Here is a 19,104-nt window from a genome sequence, read left to right as displayed (position 1 = left end):
TTTCTTCTCTTTTTTATTGGGCTTGAAAGTCAGCTAAACCAGATTTCGGAGAAAGAAAATTTAATGGCATGGAGCGATAATTGATCAATGGAACTATCAATTAATCATTGCAATGAAATCTTTCAGGAGGATTCATTCATTTAAACACACATTAAGTATGAAAATTTCAAACATTTCTTTAAGTAAACTATTCTTGTTCGCTGCTGCTGGTCTTACCTTGTCCTTAAGTTCATGTAGTAAAGATGATGATTTTGAAGCAGGCGGATCGGTTAACATTAAGGTTGTGAATGCCGCAGAATCATCTCCAGCTCAGGATGTTTTTATCAACGATACAAAAATTAATAGTTCGGCAGTAGCATATTCACAATCCACAGGCTATTTCACTACACCGAATTCGGGTAATGACAGACGTGTTGAATTCCGTACAACAGGAACTACTAATGTATTTGAATCAGAGGACACAGATTTAAGACAGAATGGAAACTACACTTTCTTTTTAACAGGAACTGGTTCTTCAGCAGACATTCAAGTTGCCGAAGATAATTTAAGTGCGCCATCATCTGGTAAAGCGAAGGTTCGTTTTCTTCATGTAAGTGGTGCCGTTGCAGAAGATATTGATATCTATAATGGAACTGTAAAAATTGTTGGGGATTTGGAAAGGGGAGATGAGGTAACAGGATTTCAGGAGGTTAACGCAGGTGTTACCGGATTTGGAATACTTCCTTTAGGAAATACTAATATCACTGCTGTTACCAACATCTCGTTTGCTGCTTTAGAGGCGGGTAAAATTTATACTATTTTGATCTATGGTAGCACCACTGCAAGTGCAAATGTAATTGCGCATAACTAAGTTCTAAAATTTTAAGTTTAATATTAAATTCTGGTCAATTTTTTGTCCGGAATTTGATTTTTTTAACCATTGTATCGTTTAATCAAATTTAACCGTATATAGGTTAAAGAATAAATTATCTGGCAAAAAATTAAACACTATGAAACTCAATTTTTTTCTTCCTTTTAAAAAACGTTTTCTTACAGCAGGTATAATGTTGCTTGCGGCTTCAACATTGCTTACTTCCTGTTTAAAAGATAATTCTGATGATGCACAGGATCAGCCTTATGCGGCTGTGAGTTTCACTCAGGCAGCAGCATCACAACCATCGGTAGGTATTTTTGTGGATGGATCAGCTTATTTTAGCGCATTGTTATTAGGGGAATTTACTGGTTATTACAATGCAGGGATAGGTAATAGATTGATTACTACTGCTGTTGGTGGAACGTCAAGTAAATTATCTGAGCAAACCGTTACTTTTGAAGATGCAAAGTATTATTCCATCTTTACGGCTAACAAGTCTGCTGAAAATGATAGTATTTCGACATGGGTTGTTGAAGATTCTTTTACCACTCCTACCACAGGGAAAGCAAAAGTTCGTTTTGTGCAGCTAAGTCCGGGTACTAATACTTTTGATGTTTCTATTGTGGGTGGTGCTTCCTTATTTAGTACTAAGGCTTTTAAATCCGCATCAGAGTTTAAAGAAATAGATCCAGCGGACGTTGTTAAGTTTGCAGTTAGGGAAACTGGTGCTTCAGCAGATGCGGTTGAGACTAGTGATACAAAAATAGTAGCAGGAAACTTTTATACTATTGTTTTGGCTGGTCAGGTGAATGGCGCCAGTACAAAAGTGCTGAAAGCATTTGTTACGGTAGCTTATCAATAAGAAACAAGCAAAAATCTTTCAAAAGGGCGCAAGCCCTTTTTTTATGAGATAATTTTGCATAGTATACCCCTATCATTACCTTTATGCGGAACATACAAATTATATGAAATCGAACAGTTCATTCCTATATTTCTTTATTTCAGGACTGCTTTTGTTGGGGGTGTTTTCTTTAACATCATGCCTGGAAGGCGATGATGATTCCTTCAGGACTACATCCTCTGTCTTATTTGTAAACGTGTATAATGATGCTGAGCAGGGTGTCGATATTAATGTGGATGACCGGGTATGGACTTACGGATCCAGATCATACGATTCTGTTAACACATACAATGCATTTTACTCGGGAATACATTCTTTTGCAGCAATCCCCGGGGGCTTATCTATTGCAGCAGCAATAGTCAGTGTGAGTCAGGATCTAAAATCTGATACCTTGTACACCGGTTTTGTAACAGGTAAATCAGGAGCAGGGAAAATGGTCTTTTTTGTAGACACAATGGCAACAGCGCAGTCAGGTAAGGCAAAGATTCGATTTATAAATCTGAGTCCGGATATGTCAAAAATAGATTTCGGTATTGCTGATACTACAAGGAAGTTTAGCAATCTGGACTATCTGAATGCAGCCTATTTTTCGATTGACACAGGTTTGCACAAGTATAATGTATATAGTGCGGGGGAGACAACACCATTGGTATCGATAGACTTTAACCCTGTATCAGGCACTATTTATACCATGTATACAAAGGGTTTAATTGCGCGCACTGGAGTGGATAAAGCAGGGATCAGCTATTTTATCCAACCCGATAAATAACAATACGACAAATCATATCATTCCATATTAATTTTGCTCTATATTTATATTTTTGCTAAAACCCCTTAATGCTTTGGAATTTATTCAAACAATGATTGATTTTGTTCTCCACATTGATAAACATCTTGTCGAGATTGTTAGTGAGTATAATACCTGGACCTACCTGATCCTGTTTGTTATCATATTTGCAGAAACCGGATTCGTGGTGACTCCTTTTTTACCGGGAGACTCTTTATTGTTTGCTGCCGGTGCTATTATAGCCCGTCCGGAGAGCGGCTTAAATATTTTTTTAATGGCTCTTTTGCTGATTGCTGCCGCTGTACTGGGTGACATGGCTAATTATCATATTGGTGATTATATTGGTCCGAAAGCCTTTAGTGGAAAATATAAGTTGCTTAAAAAAGAGTACCTGGAAAAGACGCAGCACTTTTATGACAAACATGGAGGAAAGACGATTATTTATGCTCGTTTTGTACCTATCGTACGCACATTCGCACCATTTATCGCCGGAATTGGCACGATGAGTTATGCTCGTTTTGCTTCTTATAATATAGTAGGCGGTGTTGCCTGGGTATGTAGCTTTTTATTTTTAGGCTATTTCTTTGGTGGACTTCCTGTTATTAAGGAGAATTTCACGTACGTTATTTTTGCTATTATCGTGGTTTCTCTAATTCCTCCTTTATTTGAGATGTTTAGGAAAAAGAAATAGGTCAGGTTGTCCGGCATCTACCCATGCGGAAAACCAGAAGCAACCTGTCTTGAAGATTGCTGCTCTCATTTGTCGTTCTACCATGCCATTTAAGGCCTTGTGAAAGGCGTAAGCATATTGTTCGGAGTATTGTTTCAATACAATTCCTTTGCGCTCTGAATAGCTGTATTTTTTATCAGATGGAAAGGTCGCACTTAAATGAGCTTCAATAATAAATAGGCTGTCTTTATAGCTGTGGGAGTTTCGTGCAATTGCCCATGCTTCTTTTAGGACATTAGGGATGTATTTTGCCTTGCCTACAAAGAAGTTGTAGTGATCGCAATACAATTCGGGAATCCTGCTCTCCCAAAATCCGTGAATGCCGGTTTGTTTGGTAAACTGCCCGTTGTAATTCAGGGACATGTGCAGCGGTACAGAAGCATCACTGATATAATGTCCCAGGTTTGCCGATAGACGCAGGATGGCTAAAGAGTCTCTTTGTTGAAAAGCTTTAACCAGCGCATAATAGGTCTTTTCTATTTTCCAGGGTACAGTACCATACTTAAGAAGTGTGTCAGCGCTATATTTGAGTACCGCATCTGTCCACTTTTCAGGAATGCTATCAAAGGGACTTGGTCCATAGTGTTCCGTATCGAGAAAATGAGTGGGACCTTCATTTGGATCGGTATAGCGTCGTTTATCCGGATCCACAGCATGTTCCGAAAGATACTCCACATTGCTCTTATAGAAGCGAATCATGCCTTTAGGAAGGGTAAAAACGGCCATGCGATTAATTCGCTGATGGGCGTAAAATCCCCAGGAAGTGCAGGTGAGTAGGATTAGGATTAATAAACAGGTTTTCAGTGTCTTATATAACATTCCAGGAGGCTTGATTAGCAGCTTTAGGGTATGCAATTATACTGATATCCGGAGGGTATAAAAAATTAATAATGATAATAATTGCTCATTCTGTTGGAATATTGAATTTATCGGATTATATTTGCAATCCCAAAAACAGGAACGGAAATAAGCATTACAAATGGCAAATCATAAATCATCGATCAAGAGAATTAGATCAAATTCAGCAAAACGCTTACGTAACCGCTACCAGGCAAAGACTACGCGTACAGCTATTAAGACTTTACGTGGTACAACTTTAAAAGAAGAAGCAACACCTCTTTTGACTAAAGTTATTTCAATGCTTGATCGTCTTGCGAAAAAGAACGTTATTCATAAAAATAAAGCAGCAAATAATAAGTCTAAACTTACAAAGTTCGTTAACGGATTAAACTAAGTTTGAACGGATAGATTATTCTTCTTATAAAGAGTAACACATAAATAACAAAAGCTTGCAATTATATTGCAGGCTTTTGCTGTATAAGGGTAATTGTAATCTGCTTTTGCCATTGTGGCCTATGCAGCAGAAGCTACAGCCGCTATGCCGGTATAATGGTGCCGAAGCAGGTTATCGGGCAGGACATGTGTGGCCTGATGAGCCGGGACAAAAGAGTATTGCCCCAATGCCTGTTGCTGCTCAGGCTAAAAATCACCTTAGTGCAGATGTGTATGAAAAAAAGAAGGACTGAAATTAATCAAATATATGAATCGGTTTAAGCTGTTTAGGAGAGGTCTGTATGGAATTATTTTATAATAATGCTTAAGATCATTTTTTCTTGAAATGTCATTGATTAGCTTTCCAAATGGAATGCTACGATAAGAAAATTACCATAAAAGCATGGGCAGAAGAGGATCGTCCCAGAGAAAAACTGTTGCTTCAGGGCAGGAGAAATCTCACGGATGCTGAATTGATTGCCATTCTTATCGGATCAGGAAATCGTACTGAAACAGCAGTAGGATTAAGCATGCGCATTCTGACTTCCCTGGAGAATGATCTGGATAAATTAGGTAAGTTAGGGGTAGAGGAACTCTCTAAATTTAAAGGGATAGGAGAGGCAAAGGCGATCAGTATTATTGCTGCGTTAGAGCTTGGACGCAGACGTAGGGATGTTTCTACGCCTAAACTAGATCAGGTGACCTCTAGTAAGGACGTGCATAATTATTTAAAGCGGCATTTTACTGACCTGAACCACGAGGAGTTTTGGATTGTGCTGCTCAACAGGTCTAATCATATTCTTTCCCGTCATTTGATTAGTAAGGGCGGACAGGCTGGAACGATAGCTGATCCTAAAATTATCTTTCAAACGGCTTTAGAACATCATTCGGCCAGCATTATTCTGAGCCATAATCATCCTTCGGGAAGTTTGAAACCTAGTCAGGCTGATCTGCAGCTTACCCGTAAATTGAAAGATGCAGGTACTCTTCTTGATATTGGTGTGTTAGATCATTTGATCTTTACGGATACTGCATATTTAAGTTTGGCAGATGAAGGTCTGATGTAATGACGGTTATTTTGCTGTAATTTCTATCTTTGTGCTTTATTAGTCGAAAATTAAATGAAGATATCATACAACTGGCTTAGTCAGTTTATCTATACAACCAAAACTCCGGATGAGATCTCTCTGATCCTGACGGATATAGGTCTTGAAGTGGAGAGTCTGGAAAAAGTACAGGCCATTCCTGGGGGACTTGAGGGTCTTGTTGTTGGTTATGTGAAGACATGTGTTCAGCATCCCAATGCTGACCGGTTAAAGATTACCCAGGTAAATGTGGGAGGGGCTGATGATATTCAGGTTGTTTGTGGTGCTGCAAATGTGGCAGCGGGACAGAAAGTTATCGTGGCAACGGTAGGAACGACAGTTCACCCGATAGAGGGGGACCCTTTTAAGATCAATAAATCAAAAATAAGAGGTGAAGTATCCGAAGGGATGATTTGTGCCGAGGATGAAATTGGTTTGGGTAACTCTCATGAAGGAATTATGGTGCTGGAGGAAACTGCGGTAGCGGGTACGGCAGCACAGTTGTACTTCAAATTGAAGGATGACTTCCTTTTTGAGATTGGACTTACACCAAATCGTGCTGATGCGGCTTCACACCTTGGTGTGGCACGTGATCTTGCTGCATTTTTGCGCACGCATATTACCATGCCTGACCTTTCGGCGTTTAAACCGGATCATCTGCAATTACCTATTCCTGTGGAAGTGATGAATGATGATGCTTGTCTGCGTTATTCGTCCCTGACACTAACCGGGATTACGGTGAAGGAATCGCCGGATTGGTTAAAAGAAAAACTACAGATCATCGGGATCAGGCCTATTAATAATGTGGTCGATATTACCAATTATGTATTGCATGATTTGGGACAACCGCTACATGCCTTTAATGTAGCTGCTATTACCGGTGGTAAAGTGATTGTTCGGAATGCCGTTGAGGGAGAGGTTTTTGTTACACTTGATGGTGTAGAAAGAAAGCTCAGTGTAGAAGATCTGATGATTTGCAATGCGGAGAAACCAATGTGTATTGCAGGGGTTTTTGGAGGTGCGGAATCTGGGGTTAGTATGAGTACTACTTCTGTGTTTTTGGAAAGTGCTTGTTTTAGTCCGGTTTCAGTTCGTAAAACTTCTAAGCGCTTTGGACTTAAAACAGATGCTTCCTTTCGTTTTGAAAGGGGAACTGATCCGGAAATGACTATTTATGCGCTTAAACGGGCTGCATTGTTGATTAAGGAGATCGCTGGTGGAGAGATCGCTTCAGAGGTATATGATTATTATCCTAATCCGGTTGCTTCGTTTAAAGTGTCTCTTTCTTATCATCATGTAAATCGCCTGATTGGAGCTTCAATTCCATCGGATACGGTTAAGGAAATTATTGAGGCTTTAAATATTAAAGTACTGGAATCAACTCCTGAAGGTTTGGAGCTTGAGGTACCTAGTTATAAAGTGGATGTTACCCGTGAGGTAGATGTAATTGAAGAAGTGCTTCGGATTTACGGGTATAACAATATTGCAATCCCGACACAGATCAGAGCTTCTTTAAGTTATGGTGCAAAACCGGATAAAGAGTCGGTAAGAAATCATATTGCTGAGTTGCTGAGCTCAAATGCGTTCTCTGAAATATTGACGAACTCGCTTACAAAGTCGGTTTATTCAGAAAGTCCGGAAACGGCTGTCCGGATTCTTAATCCTTTGAGCAGCGATCTGGATGTAATGCGACAGAGTCTGCTTTATTCCGGATTGGAAGCGATTGTATATAACCAGAACAGAAGAAATGCAGATTTGAAGTTCTATGAGTTTGGGAAAGTATATGAGACCAATCTTACTGGATTTAAAGAAACACAACGTCTGTCAGTATTTATGACCGGTTCAAAGGTATCTGCACAATGGAATCATGAGGTCAAGGATATTGCTTTTTACAATTTGAAGGCAGTAGTAGATGCGGTATTGAAGCGGTTGGCTGTAGCAGGATTGCTGGAAACTGATTTTGACTCGAGTCAATTTAATCAGGCTTCACAATATAAAAAGGGTGATAAAACGCTGGTTTATTTTGGAATGGTTTCTAAAGGAATCCTGAAGAAATTAGATATTGATCAGCCGGTTTATTATGCAGATTTTGATTGGGATTTGATTAATAAGAGTATTCGGAAGAACAAAATTACCTATAAGGAGGTTTCTAAGTTCCCTGCAGTAAGAAGAGATTTATCGCTATTGCTGGATAAGGCAGTTACCTTTAGTCAGTTAAAACAATTGGCATTCCGTACGGAAAAGAATTTGCTGAAGGAGGTAAATGTGTTTGATGTTTACGAAGGTAAATCGTTGCCAGAGGGTAAAAAGTCGTATGCAATCAGTTTTCTTTTGCAGGATGAAGAAAAAACACTTACCGATAAACAAATAGATTCGGTAATGAATAAATTAATCTTTACTTTCGGAAAAGAAGTAGAAGCAGAAGTAAGAAAATAATTAACATTTGGTAGTAACTTTGAACTTTATACTTTAAATTTGGAAAAGAATGTCGCTTGCCGGACAATTAAATAGTGTACTTGATAGGACCCAACGCTTAATTGAGTTGTGTGAGGCTTTACAGGAAGAGAATGACCTGTTAAAGCTTGAGAATCAATCTTTACAAGTTACTGTGGATACAGGCAAAAAGAAGGCTGTTGATATGGATGAGAAGATGAATGTGTTGAAGTTAGCACGGTCATTGGAGGGGATAACAGCAAAAAAATTAGATCCCAATGAAAAAACGCTTGATATTAAGCAAAAAATTAGCGAATTTGTGCGGGAAATAGATAAATGTATTGTGTTACTGAAAAAGTAGTTCAATTTTGAAATAAAGGCTCAATGGGAGAAATCTCCATAAAAATAAATATTGCTGACCGTGTTTATCCTTTAAAGATAAATATGGAAGAGGAAGAAATAGTGCGGAAGGCAGCTAAGATGATCAATGATCGTATAAAAGAGTACCAGGACAATTATGCGGTCAGGGATAAACAGGATTTGCTATCCATGAGTGTGCTGCATTATGCTACAGCTACATTAAGGGCAGAAAAGAAATTATCGGAGGGAGATATAGAAGCTTCTGATACTGTTTACAAATTGGATCAGTTGCTTGGTGATTTTTTTCAAAGTAAGTAGTATACGTTCTTTATATAAATATGGGCATTACATTAAGACTTAACCGCAGTTAATTCTTGAGTTTCACTATTGTAATAAACTTAACACTTCAATATCAAAAGAGTTAAAAAATGTAAATCACTTAGCTTGTCTACTTGATTATGATTAATACTCTAATCTTTATTTGATGAAGTTTTACAGTACATGGGGTTCAAGTTAGTTAACTGCGGTTTTTTTTATTTAAAACAGATATGGATATAGTACTTTACGTTTTATTAGGAATAGCTGCCGGTGTAGTAATTGGGAGATTCATGCTCCGCAAATTATTGAAAGGCCAGGAAGTATCGGCACAGAACAAAGTAAAAAAGATTTTAAAGGACGCTGAAAATAACGCGGAGATTTTAAAGAAAAATAAGCTTCTGGAAGCAAAGGAAAAGTTTTTACAATTGAAGGCTGAGTACGACCAGGAAGTAAATTCGCGTAACAATACCATCAATCAACGCGAGAATTCGATCAAGCAAAAAGAGCAGTCGTTGAATCAAAAGCTGGAGAATGCGAATAAAAAGGAGCTGGAGTCTGAAACATTGAAGAAGTCTTTAGAAAAGCAAATTGAAACCTCCAAAGCCAAACAAGAAGAGGTTGAGGTGCTAAGATTGCAGCATCAGTCTAAACTGGAAGCTATTGCCGGACTTTCTGCTGAAGAAGCGAAAAATCAACTGGTGGATAGTTTGCGTGAAGAGGCTCGTTCGAAGGCGATGATCCAGATTAAGGACATCGTGGATGAAGCGAAACTTACTGCTAGCAAAGAAGCGAAAAAGGTAGTGATCCAGACTATTCAACGTACGGCTACAGAATCGGCAATTGAAAATACAGTATCCATATTTAATATTGAAAATGACGAGATAAAGGGTCGGGTAATTGGTCGTGAAGGTCGTAATATTCGTGCGCTGGAAGCAGCAACAGGAGTTGAAATCATCGTGGATGATACACCAGAGGCTATTATACTTTCAGGTTTTGATCCGGTACGGAGAGAAATTGCGCGTTTAGCACTGCACCGTTTGGTAACGGATGGTAGGATTCATCCTGCCCGTATTGAGGAAGTTGTTGCTAAAACGAAAAAGCAAATTGAGGATGAAATAGTTGAGATAGGTGAGCGTACGGTAATTGATTTGGGGATTCATGGTTTACACCCTGAGTTGATCAGGATGATTGGACGGATGCGTTACCGTTCTTCCTATGGTCAGAATTTACTTCAACATTCGAGAGAGGTGGCTAATTTTTGTGCGACAATGGCATCTGAACTTGGTTTAAATGTTAAGCTGGCTAAGCGTGCAGGATTGCTTCATGATATTGGTAAGGTGCCGGATGATAATCCTGAACTGCCACATGCTATATTGGGTATGCAACTTGCTGAAAAGTATAAAGAGCATCCTGAAGTATGTAATGCGATTGGAGCCCATCATGATGAAGTGGAAATGACTTCTATGATTTCGCCGATTGTTCAGGCTTGTGATGCTATTTCAGGAGCGCGCCCTGGTGCACGTCGTGAGGTGGTAGAAAGTTATATTAAACGACTTAAGGATCTGGAGGCATTGGCGCTTTCATATCCAGGGGTTGAAAAAACGTTTGCGATTCAAGCGGGTCGCGAGCTACGTGTTGTGGTAGAAAGTGAACGTATCACTGATGCGCAGTCTGAGATTCTAGCAGCCGATATTTCTAACCGGATTCAAACAGAGATGACTTATCCTGGTCAAATTAAAGTAACAGTAATACGTGAGACACGTTCTGTGTCGTACGCGAAATAAATTTATTAACCTATCTCTTCTTTTGAAGGGATAGGTTTTATTTTTTTACATGAGCCAAAAGACAAGTTCGCCAAACCTAATTGGAAAGATTTTAAGTCAATTCTCAGCAAGTCATTCTACTGCTGTAAACAAGCTCATCCACTATATCACCATTCCACTTGTCAGTTTTTCGGTTTTAGCGCTCGCATGGGCTACCCCTTTTCCGTTTCTTTCTTTTTTGGGGCGGTATAACGGGTTTATTAATTGGGCATCGATCCTTATTGGGTTTGCGGTATATTATTATTACAGGGTGTCTCCTTTGTTGTCCTATGGTATTTTACTGATGATTTTTGCTTTTTCGGGACTCATTGTTTCTTTGGAAAAATTTCATAGTCAGGGAGGAGGTCCGGAGATGCATATTATCCCTCTGTTGATTTTACTCCCTGCGCTTTTGGCACAGGTTGCCGGTCATCGTACAGAAAAAGCGATTCCTTCTGCTTCATCGAGTATGCGATCGCTGAAGGATGGTCCGTTATGGTTAATGAACGTCTTTTTTAGAAGGATAGGGATTATAAATTAGCGGTTAACATTAACTTAACATTTAAGTGATGTATTGTTGATGGGTTGTTAACCTCATGTTAACACTGTGGTAATACTTTTGTGGTTAGTTAAACGACGCAAAAGTGAAAAACTATTTTACTATAAAGATTACAGGACTACTAATATTTTTGACGCTACAACTATTTACGGCTTCAGGGCAGTCAGTTGGGAAAATATCAGGTAAGGTAACTGATAAAAAAACAGGCGAAACATTAATAGGACTTTCTGTTAAAATACAAGGAACAACCAAAGGTTCTTCTACCAGTGTGGATGGAAGATACAGCTTAAATGGTTTGGCTCCCGGAAAATATATTCTTGATTTTTCTTATATTGGATATCAAACTAAAAGAGTATCAGATATAACAGTTACTGCTAATAATACAACAACGCTGGATATTGTTATGGAAGAATCTTCCGGACAACAGCTACAACAGGTTGTTATTAATGTATCAGCACGAAAAGCAAGTTTAGATGCTTTATATGCTAGTCAGAAAAATAGTTCAAAGATATCTGATGGAATATCAGCTGACCAAATTACACGTAGTCCGGATAGGAGTACTGGAGAAGTTTTGAAACGTGTGAGTGGTACTACTATTCAGGATAATAAGTTCGTTATTGTTCGTGGGTTAAGTGACCGATACAATAATGCAAGTTTGGATAACGCAAGCTTACCAAGTACTGAACCAAATAGAAAAGCTTTTTCTTTTGATATCATTCCCTCAAGTTTGATTGACAATGTAGTGGTTAGTAAAACAGCCACTCCGGATATGGCAGGAGATTTTGCAGGAGGTTCGATTCAGATTATAACTAAGGATATTCCTGAAAAGAACTTTACTACGATTAATTTAGGTACAGGATGGAATAGTCAATCTACCTTTAAAGATTTTTATGCTACTAGAAGAGTTAGTTCAAACTACCTGGGGTTTGATAACAAAAGAGAACTTCCTGCTAATTTCCCAACAAACAAGAGTAGACTTGATGCTTTGCAAGCACCACAAAGACAGGCTTTGTTACAGCAGTTTCCTCAAATTGGATCAATTAATAACAGTAAAGGGATCTTATCTCAGAATCACCAGTTTACTTTGGGAAGGGTGATTGATGTTAAAAATGGTGGAAGATTCGGTTTGGTTGGGTCGATTACATATAGCAATTCAGAAACTACCAGACCCGAGGTAGAAAGAAACTATCAGTATTATGATTTCGAAGACCGTGTAAATACATTTTCTACTAACGTTGGTGCTCTTTTAAACCTTTCATATACTAAGGGTAAGAACAAGTTTGCCTTTAAGAATCTTTATAATAAGATATTAGAGGATAAATTTACATACAGAGAAGGAGAAGATGCTGGAAAGTCAAGTGATATTAGATATTATGCATTTGATATGAACCAAAAGGGTCTTCTTAAGACATCTATAGAAGGAGAACATCAGCCTAATGATGTGCATAAGATCAATTGGAATGCCTCTTTTGCTAAGGTTACAAACACACAACCAGATCAGTTTAAAATTGGGTACCAACGGAATATCTCTGATCGTGATAATGCTTCAGTACCATTCTTAGCTTCTAATACAGCTCTAACACGTGAAAATAACAGACTATTTCTTGATATGGATGAAAATCTGATCAACGCATCTGTAAATGATCAAATAACATTAAATATATTATCACAACCAGCTAAATTAAAATTAGGTATAGGTGGTCAGTACAGACAACGAGACTTTACAAATCGTTTGCTTGGTGCGGTTTTGACTAGCTTTGATGAAGATATACAGTCCAGACCTATTAATACATTATATGGACAGGATTTGATTCAATCAGGAGCATATCAGTTATCTGAGATTGTAAATGGAGCTTTTGAATATAGCGCTGATGTGTATACTGGTTTTGGATATGCCATGCTGGATAATAAATTGGGTGAAAAAAGTAGAGTTGTATGGGGTGTTAGAGCTGAGAAATTCAATTTGGATATTGACGCTAATGAAGGTATCGCTGTCAAGAAGGATTATCTTGATATTTTACCATCATTAAACTATACCTATGCTATAAGTCCTAAATCTAATTTCCGAGCATCATACTATCGTACTCTAGCTCGTCCGGAATTAAGAGAATGGGCACCAACAACATACTATGATTATGAGAACTTGTATTTAGTAAAAGGGAATTCAAGCCTTGAGCGTTCTTTGATTGACAATGCAGATATTAGGTATGAACTTTATCCAGGTGCTGGACAAATATTCTCTGTATCAGCATTTTATAAAAATTTCAAGAATGCTATTGAACCATTTGTTGATGATAGGACATCTACTAATGAGTTGACTTATTTTAATACAGACAAAGCTGTCAACTATGGTTTTGAACTGGAGATAAGACATCCTTTAACTTTCAATGATGATGCTATCGGATTCTTTCAGAACACAAGTCTATATGTGAATGGTGCTTATATTAAATCAAAAATCAACAATCCGGTTGATCCTGATGATTTACTTATTCACAAAACAAGACCAATGGTTGGACAGTCGCCTTACTCCATTAATGCCGGCTTACAAAATACTTCCTTCGATGATCGTTTAAATCTGAGTTTATTGTACAATAGAATTGGACGTAGGATTTTTGCTTTAGGAAGTTATCTGTTAGAAGATATTTACGAAGCTCCTAGAGATGCTGTAGATTTTCAGGCCAGCTATTGGTTGAAAAAGAACAAAGCTCAATTAAAATTAAACGTAAGCAATCTACTCAATACCCGTACTTTATTCTACTTTGACTATACGCAAGATAAAAAGTTTAGTGGAAGTGAAACTGCTCCTGACAAGAATGGAACCAGCAGAACGGATGAGATTCAGGCACGTTATAAGAGTGGAACTAACGCATCACTTTCTTTCTCATATACATTCTAAAACACTAATAAGTTAACAATCAATTAATATGCCTTTGACGTTAACTTAAACTTCAAAGACTTACTTTGTAAAAAAATCATACATAAAGATGAAAAAACATTTGATTATTGCACTACTTGGACTGTCGATATTCGCTACGGCATGTTCTGATGACAACAGCGGAGATGATCCAATTGTTGATAATGGAAATGTAGTTGTAGTCTCAGGAGACATTAAAGCAAGTACTACATGGACAGCAGACAAAATTTACTTAATAAAAGGATTTACTTATGTAACTGATGCTGCTACATTGACTATTCAACCCGGAACTATTATTAAAGGAGATAAGGATAGTAAGGGTACTCTTATTATTACAAGAGGCTCTAAGATCATTGCAGAAGGTACAGTTGATAAACCGATTGTATTTACTTCAAATATTGGTGCTGGATCACGTAGTAAAGGTGACTGGGGTGGTTTAGTTTTATTAGGAAACGCACCGGGTAATAATGGTACAACTGCAGTTATTGAAGGTGGACCAATTCCAACTGTTGCGGGACAAGACGCTAAGTACATCCAATATGGTGGTACTGTTCCTGCTGATAACTCAGGGATCTTAAAATATGTCAGAGTTGAGTATGCAGGTATTGCTTATGCTGTAGATAGTGAAATTAACGGTATCACTTTTGGTGGTGTTGGTAGTGGTACTACTGTTGAATATGTTCAGGTTTACCGTTCTGGCGATGACGCTTTTGAATTTTTTGGTGGAACTGTAAATGCAAAACATTTAGTTTCTGTAGGTACTTGGGATGATGATTTTGATACTGACAACGGTTTCTCTGGAAACATTCAGTTTGCAGTAGCACAACGTTACCCTTTGGAAGCTGACCAGTCAGGATCAAATGGTTTTGAATCAGATAATGATAAAACAGGATCTTTAAATGCACCTAAGACATCAGCTGTATTTTCAAACGTAACGATTGTAGGTCCAATGTCATCTGCAACTACTAAGATCAATGGTTTTTATCAACATGCTGCTCAAATTAGAAGAAACTCAGCAATCAGTATCTTTAACTCAGTATTTGCTGGATACCCTGAAGGAATTTTTATTGATGATGCAAGTACATTAGGATTAACTTCTGCAAACTTTACAAGTACTGGTTTAGTATTTGCAAATAACCTGGTTTATGGAGCGAATTCAAAATCTAATGAATTAAAAGGTACAGTTGCTGGTAAAGCGATATTTGAAACATCAATTCGTGCTAATAATGTATTTGATAATACATTGTATGCTGGTGCTTTGTTAACCTCTCCATACTTATATCCTGCTGATATTTCTGCAACAGGTGTAGGTTCTCCAATGTTTACCTTATTAACAGGTTCTTTAGCATCAACTGGTGCATTGTTCACTGATGCGAAAGTTTCAGGTACGTTCTTCGAAAAAGTAGCTTACAAAGGTGCTTTTGGAACTGCTGATTGGACAGCTGGTTGGGCTAATTTTGCTCCACAAGCAATGCCTTATACTACTCCTGGAGCAGTTAAATAGGTTTAGTTTATAATTTAAAAAAGGCTTGTTTTCTATTTGAAAACAGGCCTTTTTTTGTTTAATATTATCCATTTTCCCAAACCTTTTATTTACCTATTCCCAGTTATTAGGTCTACTTTATCTAAAAAAAAAGATTTATATTTAAGTTCATATCCTTTCTATTATATGTTTGTTCTATCAGAATAAAAGGGTATAATTAGTCATTCTAATGAGAGATAAAAATTTAATTATTTTTTCACCGACCCTTTACCGCTGTTTACCGAGTTTTCGTACTGTTCAACCTAATAGCTGTTGCCGGGATGCCATCTTCGGTATATATTTGATAAAAAGAATAACAAATGGAAAACTCAAATCCCATATATAATAAAAGACAAGGTTCAGGGAAGAAGTGGGCTGGATTAATTTTCTTGTTTATTGGAGTTGTGCTTCTGGTTAGATCTTTGGGTGTGTTTATCCCAGATTGGTTAACTAGCTGGCCTATGATTTTGATTGCAGTTGGTATTTTTACTGGTAACAGGCAGAATTATAGGAATCCAACTTCTGTTGTATTAATTGTAATAGGGGTGGTATTTCTGGTAGCCAAGATTATCCCTGGAGTTAATCTGGGTAACTTTGTGTTTCCTGTGTTGGTTATTGGTATGGGTCTTTATCTGATTTTAGGTAAAAAGAGATTTAGCAGGCAGTTCATAAAAAAAGACATTGAGGTAGTTAAGGATCCTATTGTATGGGATAAACGTGTTCCTACAGAAGAAGAGGGTGAGCCTGTCATACTGGATAAGGAGGCACAATCTCCCGGAGCAGAGGAAAGGAAACAGCATTCACAAAGTGGAGGAGTAGAGGATTATCTTGATACTGTTTCTATTTTTGGAGGTATCAAAAAGAACATTGTATCAAAGAATTTTTTAGGTGGAGATATCGTTACCATTATGGGGGGAGCAGAAATTAATCTTACCCAGGCCGATATAAATGGTACGATTGTGATCGATATTACCCAGGTATTTGGTGGCACTAAGTTAATTGTTCCTCCGCAATGGAAAGTTTCTTCTGATCTGGCAGCTGTGTTTGGCGGAATTGAGGATAAACGGCCCTTGATACAATCGATCAACTTGGCTGATAATAAGGTTCTTGTATTAAGAGGGACTTCGATCTTTGGAGGAATAGATATTCGCAGTTATTAATTTAGTATTGTGTCAGTATCACTATTCTCATCAACACGAATTGTTTCTTATATCGGGTCGGCCTGGTTAGTGTGGATTTCTATGCATACAGCTTCCCTTTATATGTTAGGTTTTAGTCTTCAAGTGGCCGCTACGGATGCATTGATTAGCAATGTGCTCTTATTGCTGGCTTCTTTGGTTGTAAGTAATACCTTACGGTTTTATCAACCGGGAAAAGCTCAATATCTGAATGTGGTAGCCTGGTGTGTATTACTTGCCGGTATGTGGCTCTTCCTTTCCCGATGGATTCTTTTGTATATTTTGCACAGTGAAGCTGTTTATGCCCGGGTATTGAACAATTCATTACTGGTTAGAGGGAGCATAGGCTTTCTGCTGATTTGTGGAACGGCACTGATTAGTATGTTATGGTATACCCAGCAGGAGCAGAAAGCGAATGAGGCAAGAAAACAAGATGCGGAAAAGCTTGCCCGAGAGGCTGAGCTTTTTAATCTACGGCAACAGCTTCAGCCTCATTTTTTGTTTAACAGTTTAAATTCTATTAGTGCATTGATTGGTCGCCGTCCTGAAGAGGCTCGTACCATGATTTATCAGCTATCTGACTTTCTCCGTGGTACGTTAAGAAAAGTGGAAAATGAAGTGGTATCACTGGAAGAGGAATTTCAGCATTTACAGTTATATCTGGATATTGAAAAGGTGCGTTTTGGTCATCGTTTAATTACAAAGATCGTGCTGGAGGAGAATTGTGGAAAACTAGTTTTGCCTGCTATGCTGCTCCAGCCGCTTGTTGAAAATGCGATTAAATTTGGATTATATGATACTACGGGACAGGTAACCATCAGTATAGAAGCTCGTTGTGTGGATCGATACCTGGTAATCGTTATCCGGAATCCGTATGATGTGCATACCGTAAGACCTAAAAGTGGAACCGGCTTTGGAATTACAGGAATAAAAAGGAGACTTTATTTGCTTTTTGCACGTACTGATTTACTTGAAACACAAGGAGAAAATGATATTTTTACAACAACAGTAAAAATTCCGCAAAATGACAAGGGCAATATTAATTGATGATGAACCATTAGCAAGAGAAGTGGTAAAGGAGTACCTGGAAGACTACCCGGACATTGAGGTGGTTGCTGAGTGCAATGATGGATTTGAGGGTGTTAAGGCCATAGGAATTCATCAGCCTGATCTGATCTTCCTGGATATTCAAATGCCAAAGATTACCGGATTTGAAATGCTGGAGCTTGTTGACCCTCGTCCGGCTGTTATATTTACTTCTGCTTTTGATGAGTATGCAATTAAGGCCTTTGAAACGCATGCTGTGGATTATTTGCTTAAACCTTTTGCTAAGGTCCGGTTTAAACAAGCTGTTGATAAATGGTTAGAGAAACAGCATCTGGAAGAAACTAAATTGCATGTGCAGTCTTTGTTGGATAATAATGTGGCTTCTCCGATTTATAATGAACGTATTGTAGTTAAGGCTGGAAGTACCATTAAGATCATCCCGGCAAGTGATATTATCTTCCTGGAGGCTTACGATGATTATGTGAAAATAAATACACAGGACGGTACCTTTTTAAAGAATAAAACAATGCAGTTCTTTGAAAATAATCTGGATGAAAGACAGTTTGTAAGGGTTCATCGTTCATTTATAGTGCAGGTTTCTCATATTACAGGATTGGTTCCCTATGAAAAGGATGCTTACAAGATTATTTTGAAGTCAGGAGCCAAGCTTCCCGTAAGTAAAACAGGGTATGTTAAATTGAAGAAGCTGCTACAAATTTAATGTTGGGAATTACGCTTACCAGGCAATAAATTGACTGATTTGTTGTTTAGTAAATTTGAGTGTATCAGCCTGAAAAAAGTTTCCTTCTTCATCAAATTCTTTATTGATGTTAGGAATATGGATTTTTAAAGGAAGTACGTGCATATTGAGATAATGACAAATACCTGTAAAATGATCAATGCCCCGTATGTTACCATATTTTCCTGTAGAAATACCCACCAGACAAGCTTTTTTGCCACTAAAACTATCGGGAAAACGGCAAGTGTCTATCATGACTTTTAGAATTCCGGGGAAACTTCCATTATATTCGGGAATGATAAATATGAACTTCTGCGTGTTAGTAATAATTTGCTGAAAGGGTTCAAAGCTCCTGGGCTTGATTTTACCGTACATGTCAGTATGAATGATATCTTCGGGTAAGTTCTCCAAAGATAAAATGGAGGCATCATGATCCATTTGTTTGATCACTTTTTGATAATATTGGGCGGTTTTGAGGCTATAGCTGTTCGTACGGTTTGTGCTGGCGATAATAGTGATCATCTGTTGGTAATATGTTTNAACGAGATATTAGCCTGTCTTATTAAATTGTTTAAAGTTCGTATCTTAGGCGATTGATAAGAAA

The 19,104-nt window shown here is 38.0% G+C and carries 19 protein-coding genes; 17 read left to right on the top strand and 2 right to left on the bottom strand.

Annotated features, from left to right (window positions below):
• The first annotated feature begins 157 nt into the window (after positions 1-157).
• The 4 genes from ADIARSV_RS17950 (at position 158) to ADIARSV_RS17935 (ending at position 3,232) form a co-directional block, all read left to right on the top strand.
• On the top strand, positions 158-850 hold the full coding sequence (locus ADIARSV_RS17950; RefSeq protein ID WP_016197078.1) for a DUF4397 domain-containing protein: 693 nt from the start codon (positions 158-160) through the stop codon (positions 848-850).
• 139 nt (positions 851-989) lie between these two features.
• Positions 990-1,715, top strand: a complete 726-nt coding sequence (locus tag ADIARSV_RS17945; protein ID WP_016197077.1) for a DUF4397 domain-containing protein — start codon at positions 990-992, stop codon at positions 1,713-1,715.
• Positions 1,716-1,818: 103 nt separating this feature from the next.
• Positions 1,819-2,523, top strand: coding sequence for a DUF4397 domain-containing protein (locus ADIARSV_RS17940; protein WP_040300589.1), 705 nt, complete (start codon positions 1,819-1,821; stop codon positions 2,521-2,523).
• 91 nt (positions 2,524-2,614) lie between these two features.
• Positions 2,615-3,232, top strand: a complete 618-nt coding sequence (locus ADIARSV_RS17935; RefSeq protein WP_016197075.1) for a DedA family protein — start codon at positions 2,615-2,617, stop codon at positions 3,230-3,232.
• On the opposite strand, the gene ADIARSV_RS17930 is transcribed toward ADIARSV_RS17935, so the two are convergent.
• The gene (locus ADIARSV_RS17930; RefSeq protein ID WP_016197074.1) at positions 3,203-3,997 is read right to left on the bottom strand and encodes a zinc dependent phospholipase C family protein; all 795 of its coding nucleotides are present in this window, start codon (positions 3,995-3,997) and stop codon (positions 3,203-3,205) included. The genes ADIARSV_RS17935 and ADIARSV_RS17930 overlap by 30 nt on opposite strands.
• A 253-nt stretch (positions 3,998-4,250) precedes the next feature.
• Between ADIARSV_RS17930 and rpsT the strand changes: the two genes are divergently transcribed.
• From rpsT to ADIARSV_RS17870, 13 genes are all read left to right on the top strand, one after another.
• On the top strand, positions 4,251-4,505 hold the full coding sequence (rpsT, locus tag ADIARSV_RS17925) for a 30S ribosomal protein S20 (protein WP_016197073.1): 255 nt from the start codon (positions 4,251-4,253) through the stop codon (positions 4,503-4,505).
• A 121-nt stretch (positions 4,506-4,626) separates the two neighbouring features.
• Positions 4,627-4,797, top strand: a complete 171-nt coding sequence (locus ADIARSV_RS21970; protein ID WP_016197071.1) for a hypothetical protein — start codon at positions 4,627-4,629, stop codon at positions 4,795-4,797.
• A 114-nt stretch (positions 4,798-4,911) separates the two neighbouring features.
• Positions 4,912-5,610 carry a RadC family protein gene (radC, locus tag ADIARSV_RS17920; protein WP_016197070.1) on the top strand — a complete coding sequence of 233 codons (699 nt, stop codon included), beginning with the start codon at positions 4,912-4,914 and terminating at the stop codon, positions 5,608-5,610.
• Positions 5,611-5,664: 54 nt separating this feature from the next.
• A complete protein-coding gene (gene pheT, locus ADIARSV_RS17915) occupies positions 5,665-8,064 on the top strand; it encodes a phenylalanine--tRNA ligase subunit beta (protein WP_016197069.1) in 2,400 nt (799 codons plus the stop codon).
• A 49-nt stretch (positions 8,065-8,113) separates the two neighbouring features.
• Positions 8,114-8,422: a hypothetical protein gene (locus ADIARSV_RS17910; protein WP_016197068.1), complete on the top strand. Its 309-nt coding sequence runs from the start codon at positions 8,114-8,116 to the stop codon at positions 8,420-8,422.
• A gap of 23 nt (positions 8,423-8,445) precedes the next feature.
• Positions 8,446-8,739: a cell division protein ZapA gene (locus ADIARSV_RS17905; protein ID WP_016197067.1), complete on the top strand. Its 294-nt coding sequence runs from the start codon at positions 8,446-8,448 to the stop codon at positions 8,737-8,739.
• 230 nt (positions 8,740-8,969) lie between these two features.
• A complete protein-coding gene (gene rny / locus ADIARSV_RS17900; protein ID WP_016197066.1) occupies positions 8,970-10,523 on the top strand; it encodes a ribonuclease Y in 1,554 nt (517 codons plus the stop codon).
• Positions 10,524-10,572: 49 nt separating this feature from the next.
• Entirely contained in the window at positions 10,573-11,082 is a 510-nt protein-coding gene (locus ADIARSV_RS17895) for an Mpo1-like protein (protein ID WP_016197065.1), read from the top strand.
• 103 nt (positions 11,083-11,185) lie between these two features.
• Positions 11,186-13,996, top strand: coding sequence for a TonB-dependent receptor (locus tag ADIARSV_RS17890; RefSeq protein ID WP_016197064.1), 2,811 nt, complete (start codon positions 11,186-11,188; stop codon positions 13,994-13,996).
• Positions 13,997-14,084: 88 nt separating this feature from the next.
• Positions 14,085-15,518 carry a hypothetical protein gene (locus ADIARSV_RS17885; protein ID WP_016197063.1) on the top strand — a complete coding sequence of 478 codons (1,434 nt, stop codon included), beginning with the start codon at positions 14,085-14,087 and terminating at the stop codon, positions 15,516-15,518.
• 338 nt (positions 15,519-15,856) lie between these two features.
• On the top strand, positions 15,857-16,696 hold the full coding sequence (locus tag ADIARSV_RS20825) for a LiaF transmembrane domain-containing protein (protein ID WP_052017053.1): 840 nt from the start codon (positions 15,857-15,859) through the stop codon (positions 16,694-16,696).
• A 9-nt stretch (positions 16,697-16,705) separates the two neighbouring features.
• The gene (locus ADIARSV_RS17875) at positions 16,706-17,761 is read left to right on the top strand and encodes a sensor histidine kinase (protein ID WP_235048445.1); all 1,056 of its coding nucleotides are present in this window, start codon (positions 16,706-16,708) and stop codon (positions 17,759-17,761) included.
• Positions 17,739-18,482, top strand: a complete 744-nt coding sequence (locus tag ADIARSV_RS17870; RefSeq protein ID WP_016197060.1) for a LytR/AlgR family response regulator transcription factor — start codon at positions 17,739-17,741, stop codon at positions 18,480-18,482. Before ADIARSV_RS17875 ends, ADIARSV_RS17870 begins: the two co-directional genes overlap by 23 nt.
• 15 nt (positions 18,483-18,497) lie before the next feature.
• Here the strand turns inward: ADIARSV_RS17870 and ADIARSV_RS17865 are convergent, their stop codons facing one another.
• Positions 18,498-19,022: an NADPH-dependent FMN reductase gene (locus tag ADIARSV_RS17865; RefSeq protein ID WP_016197059.1), complete on the bottom strand. Its 525-nt coding sequence runs from the start codon at positions 19,020-19,022 to the stop codon at positions 18,498-18,500.
• Positions 19,023-19,104: the final 82 nt, after the last annotated feature.

It is taken from the genome of Arcticibacter svalbardensis MN12-7, from assembly GCF_000403135.1.
In the GTDB taxonomy this organism is placed as follows: Bacteria; Bacteroidota; Bacteroidia; order Sphingobacteriales; family Sphingobacteriaceae; genus Arcticibacter; species Arcticibacter svalbardensis.
Note: the sequence above shows the minus strand (reverse complement) of the source record. Positions and strands in the feature narration are given on the sequence as shown.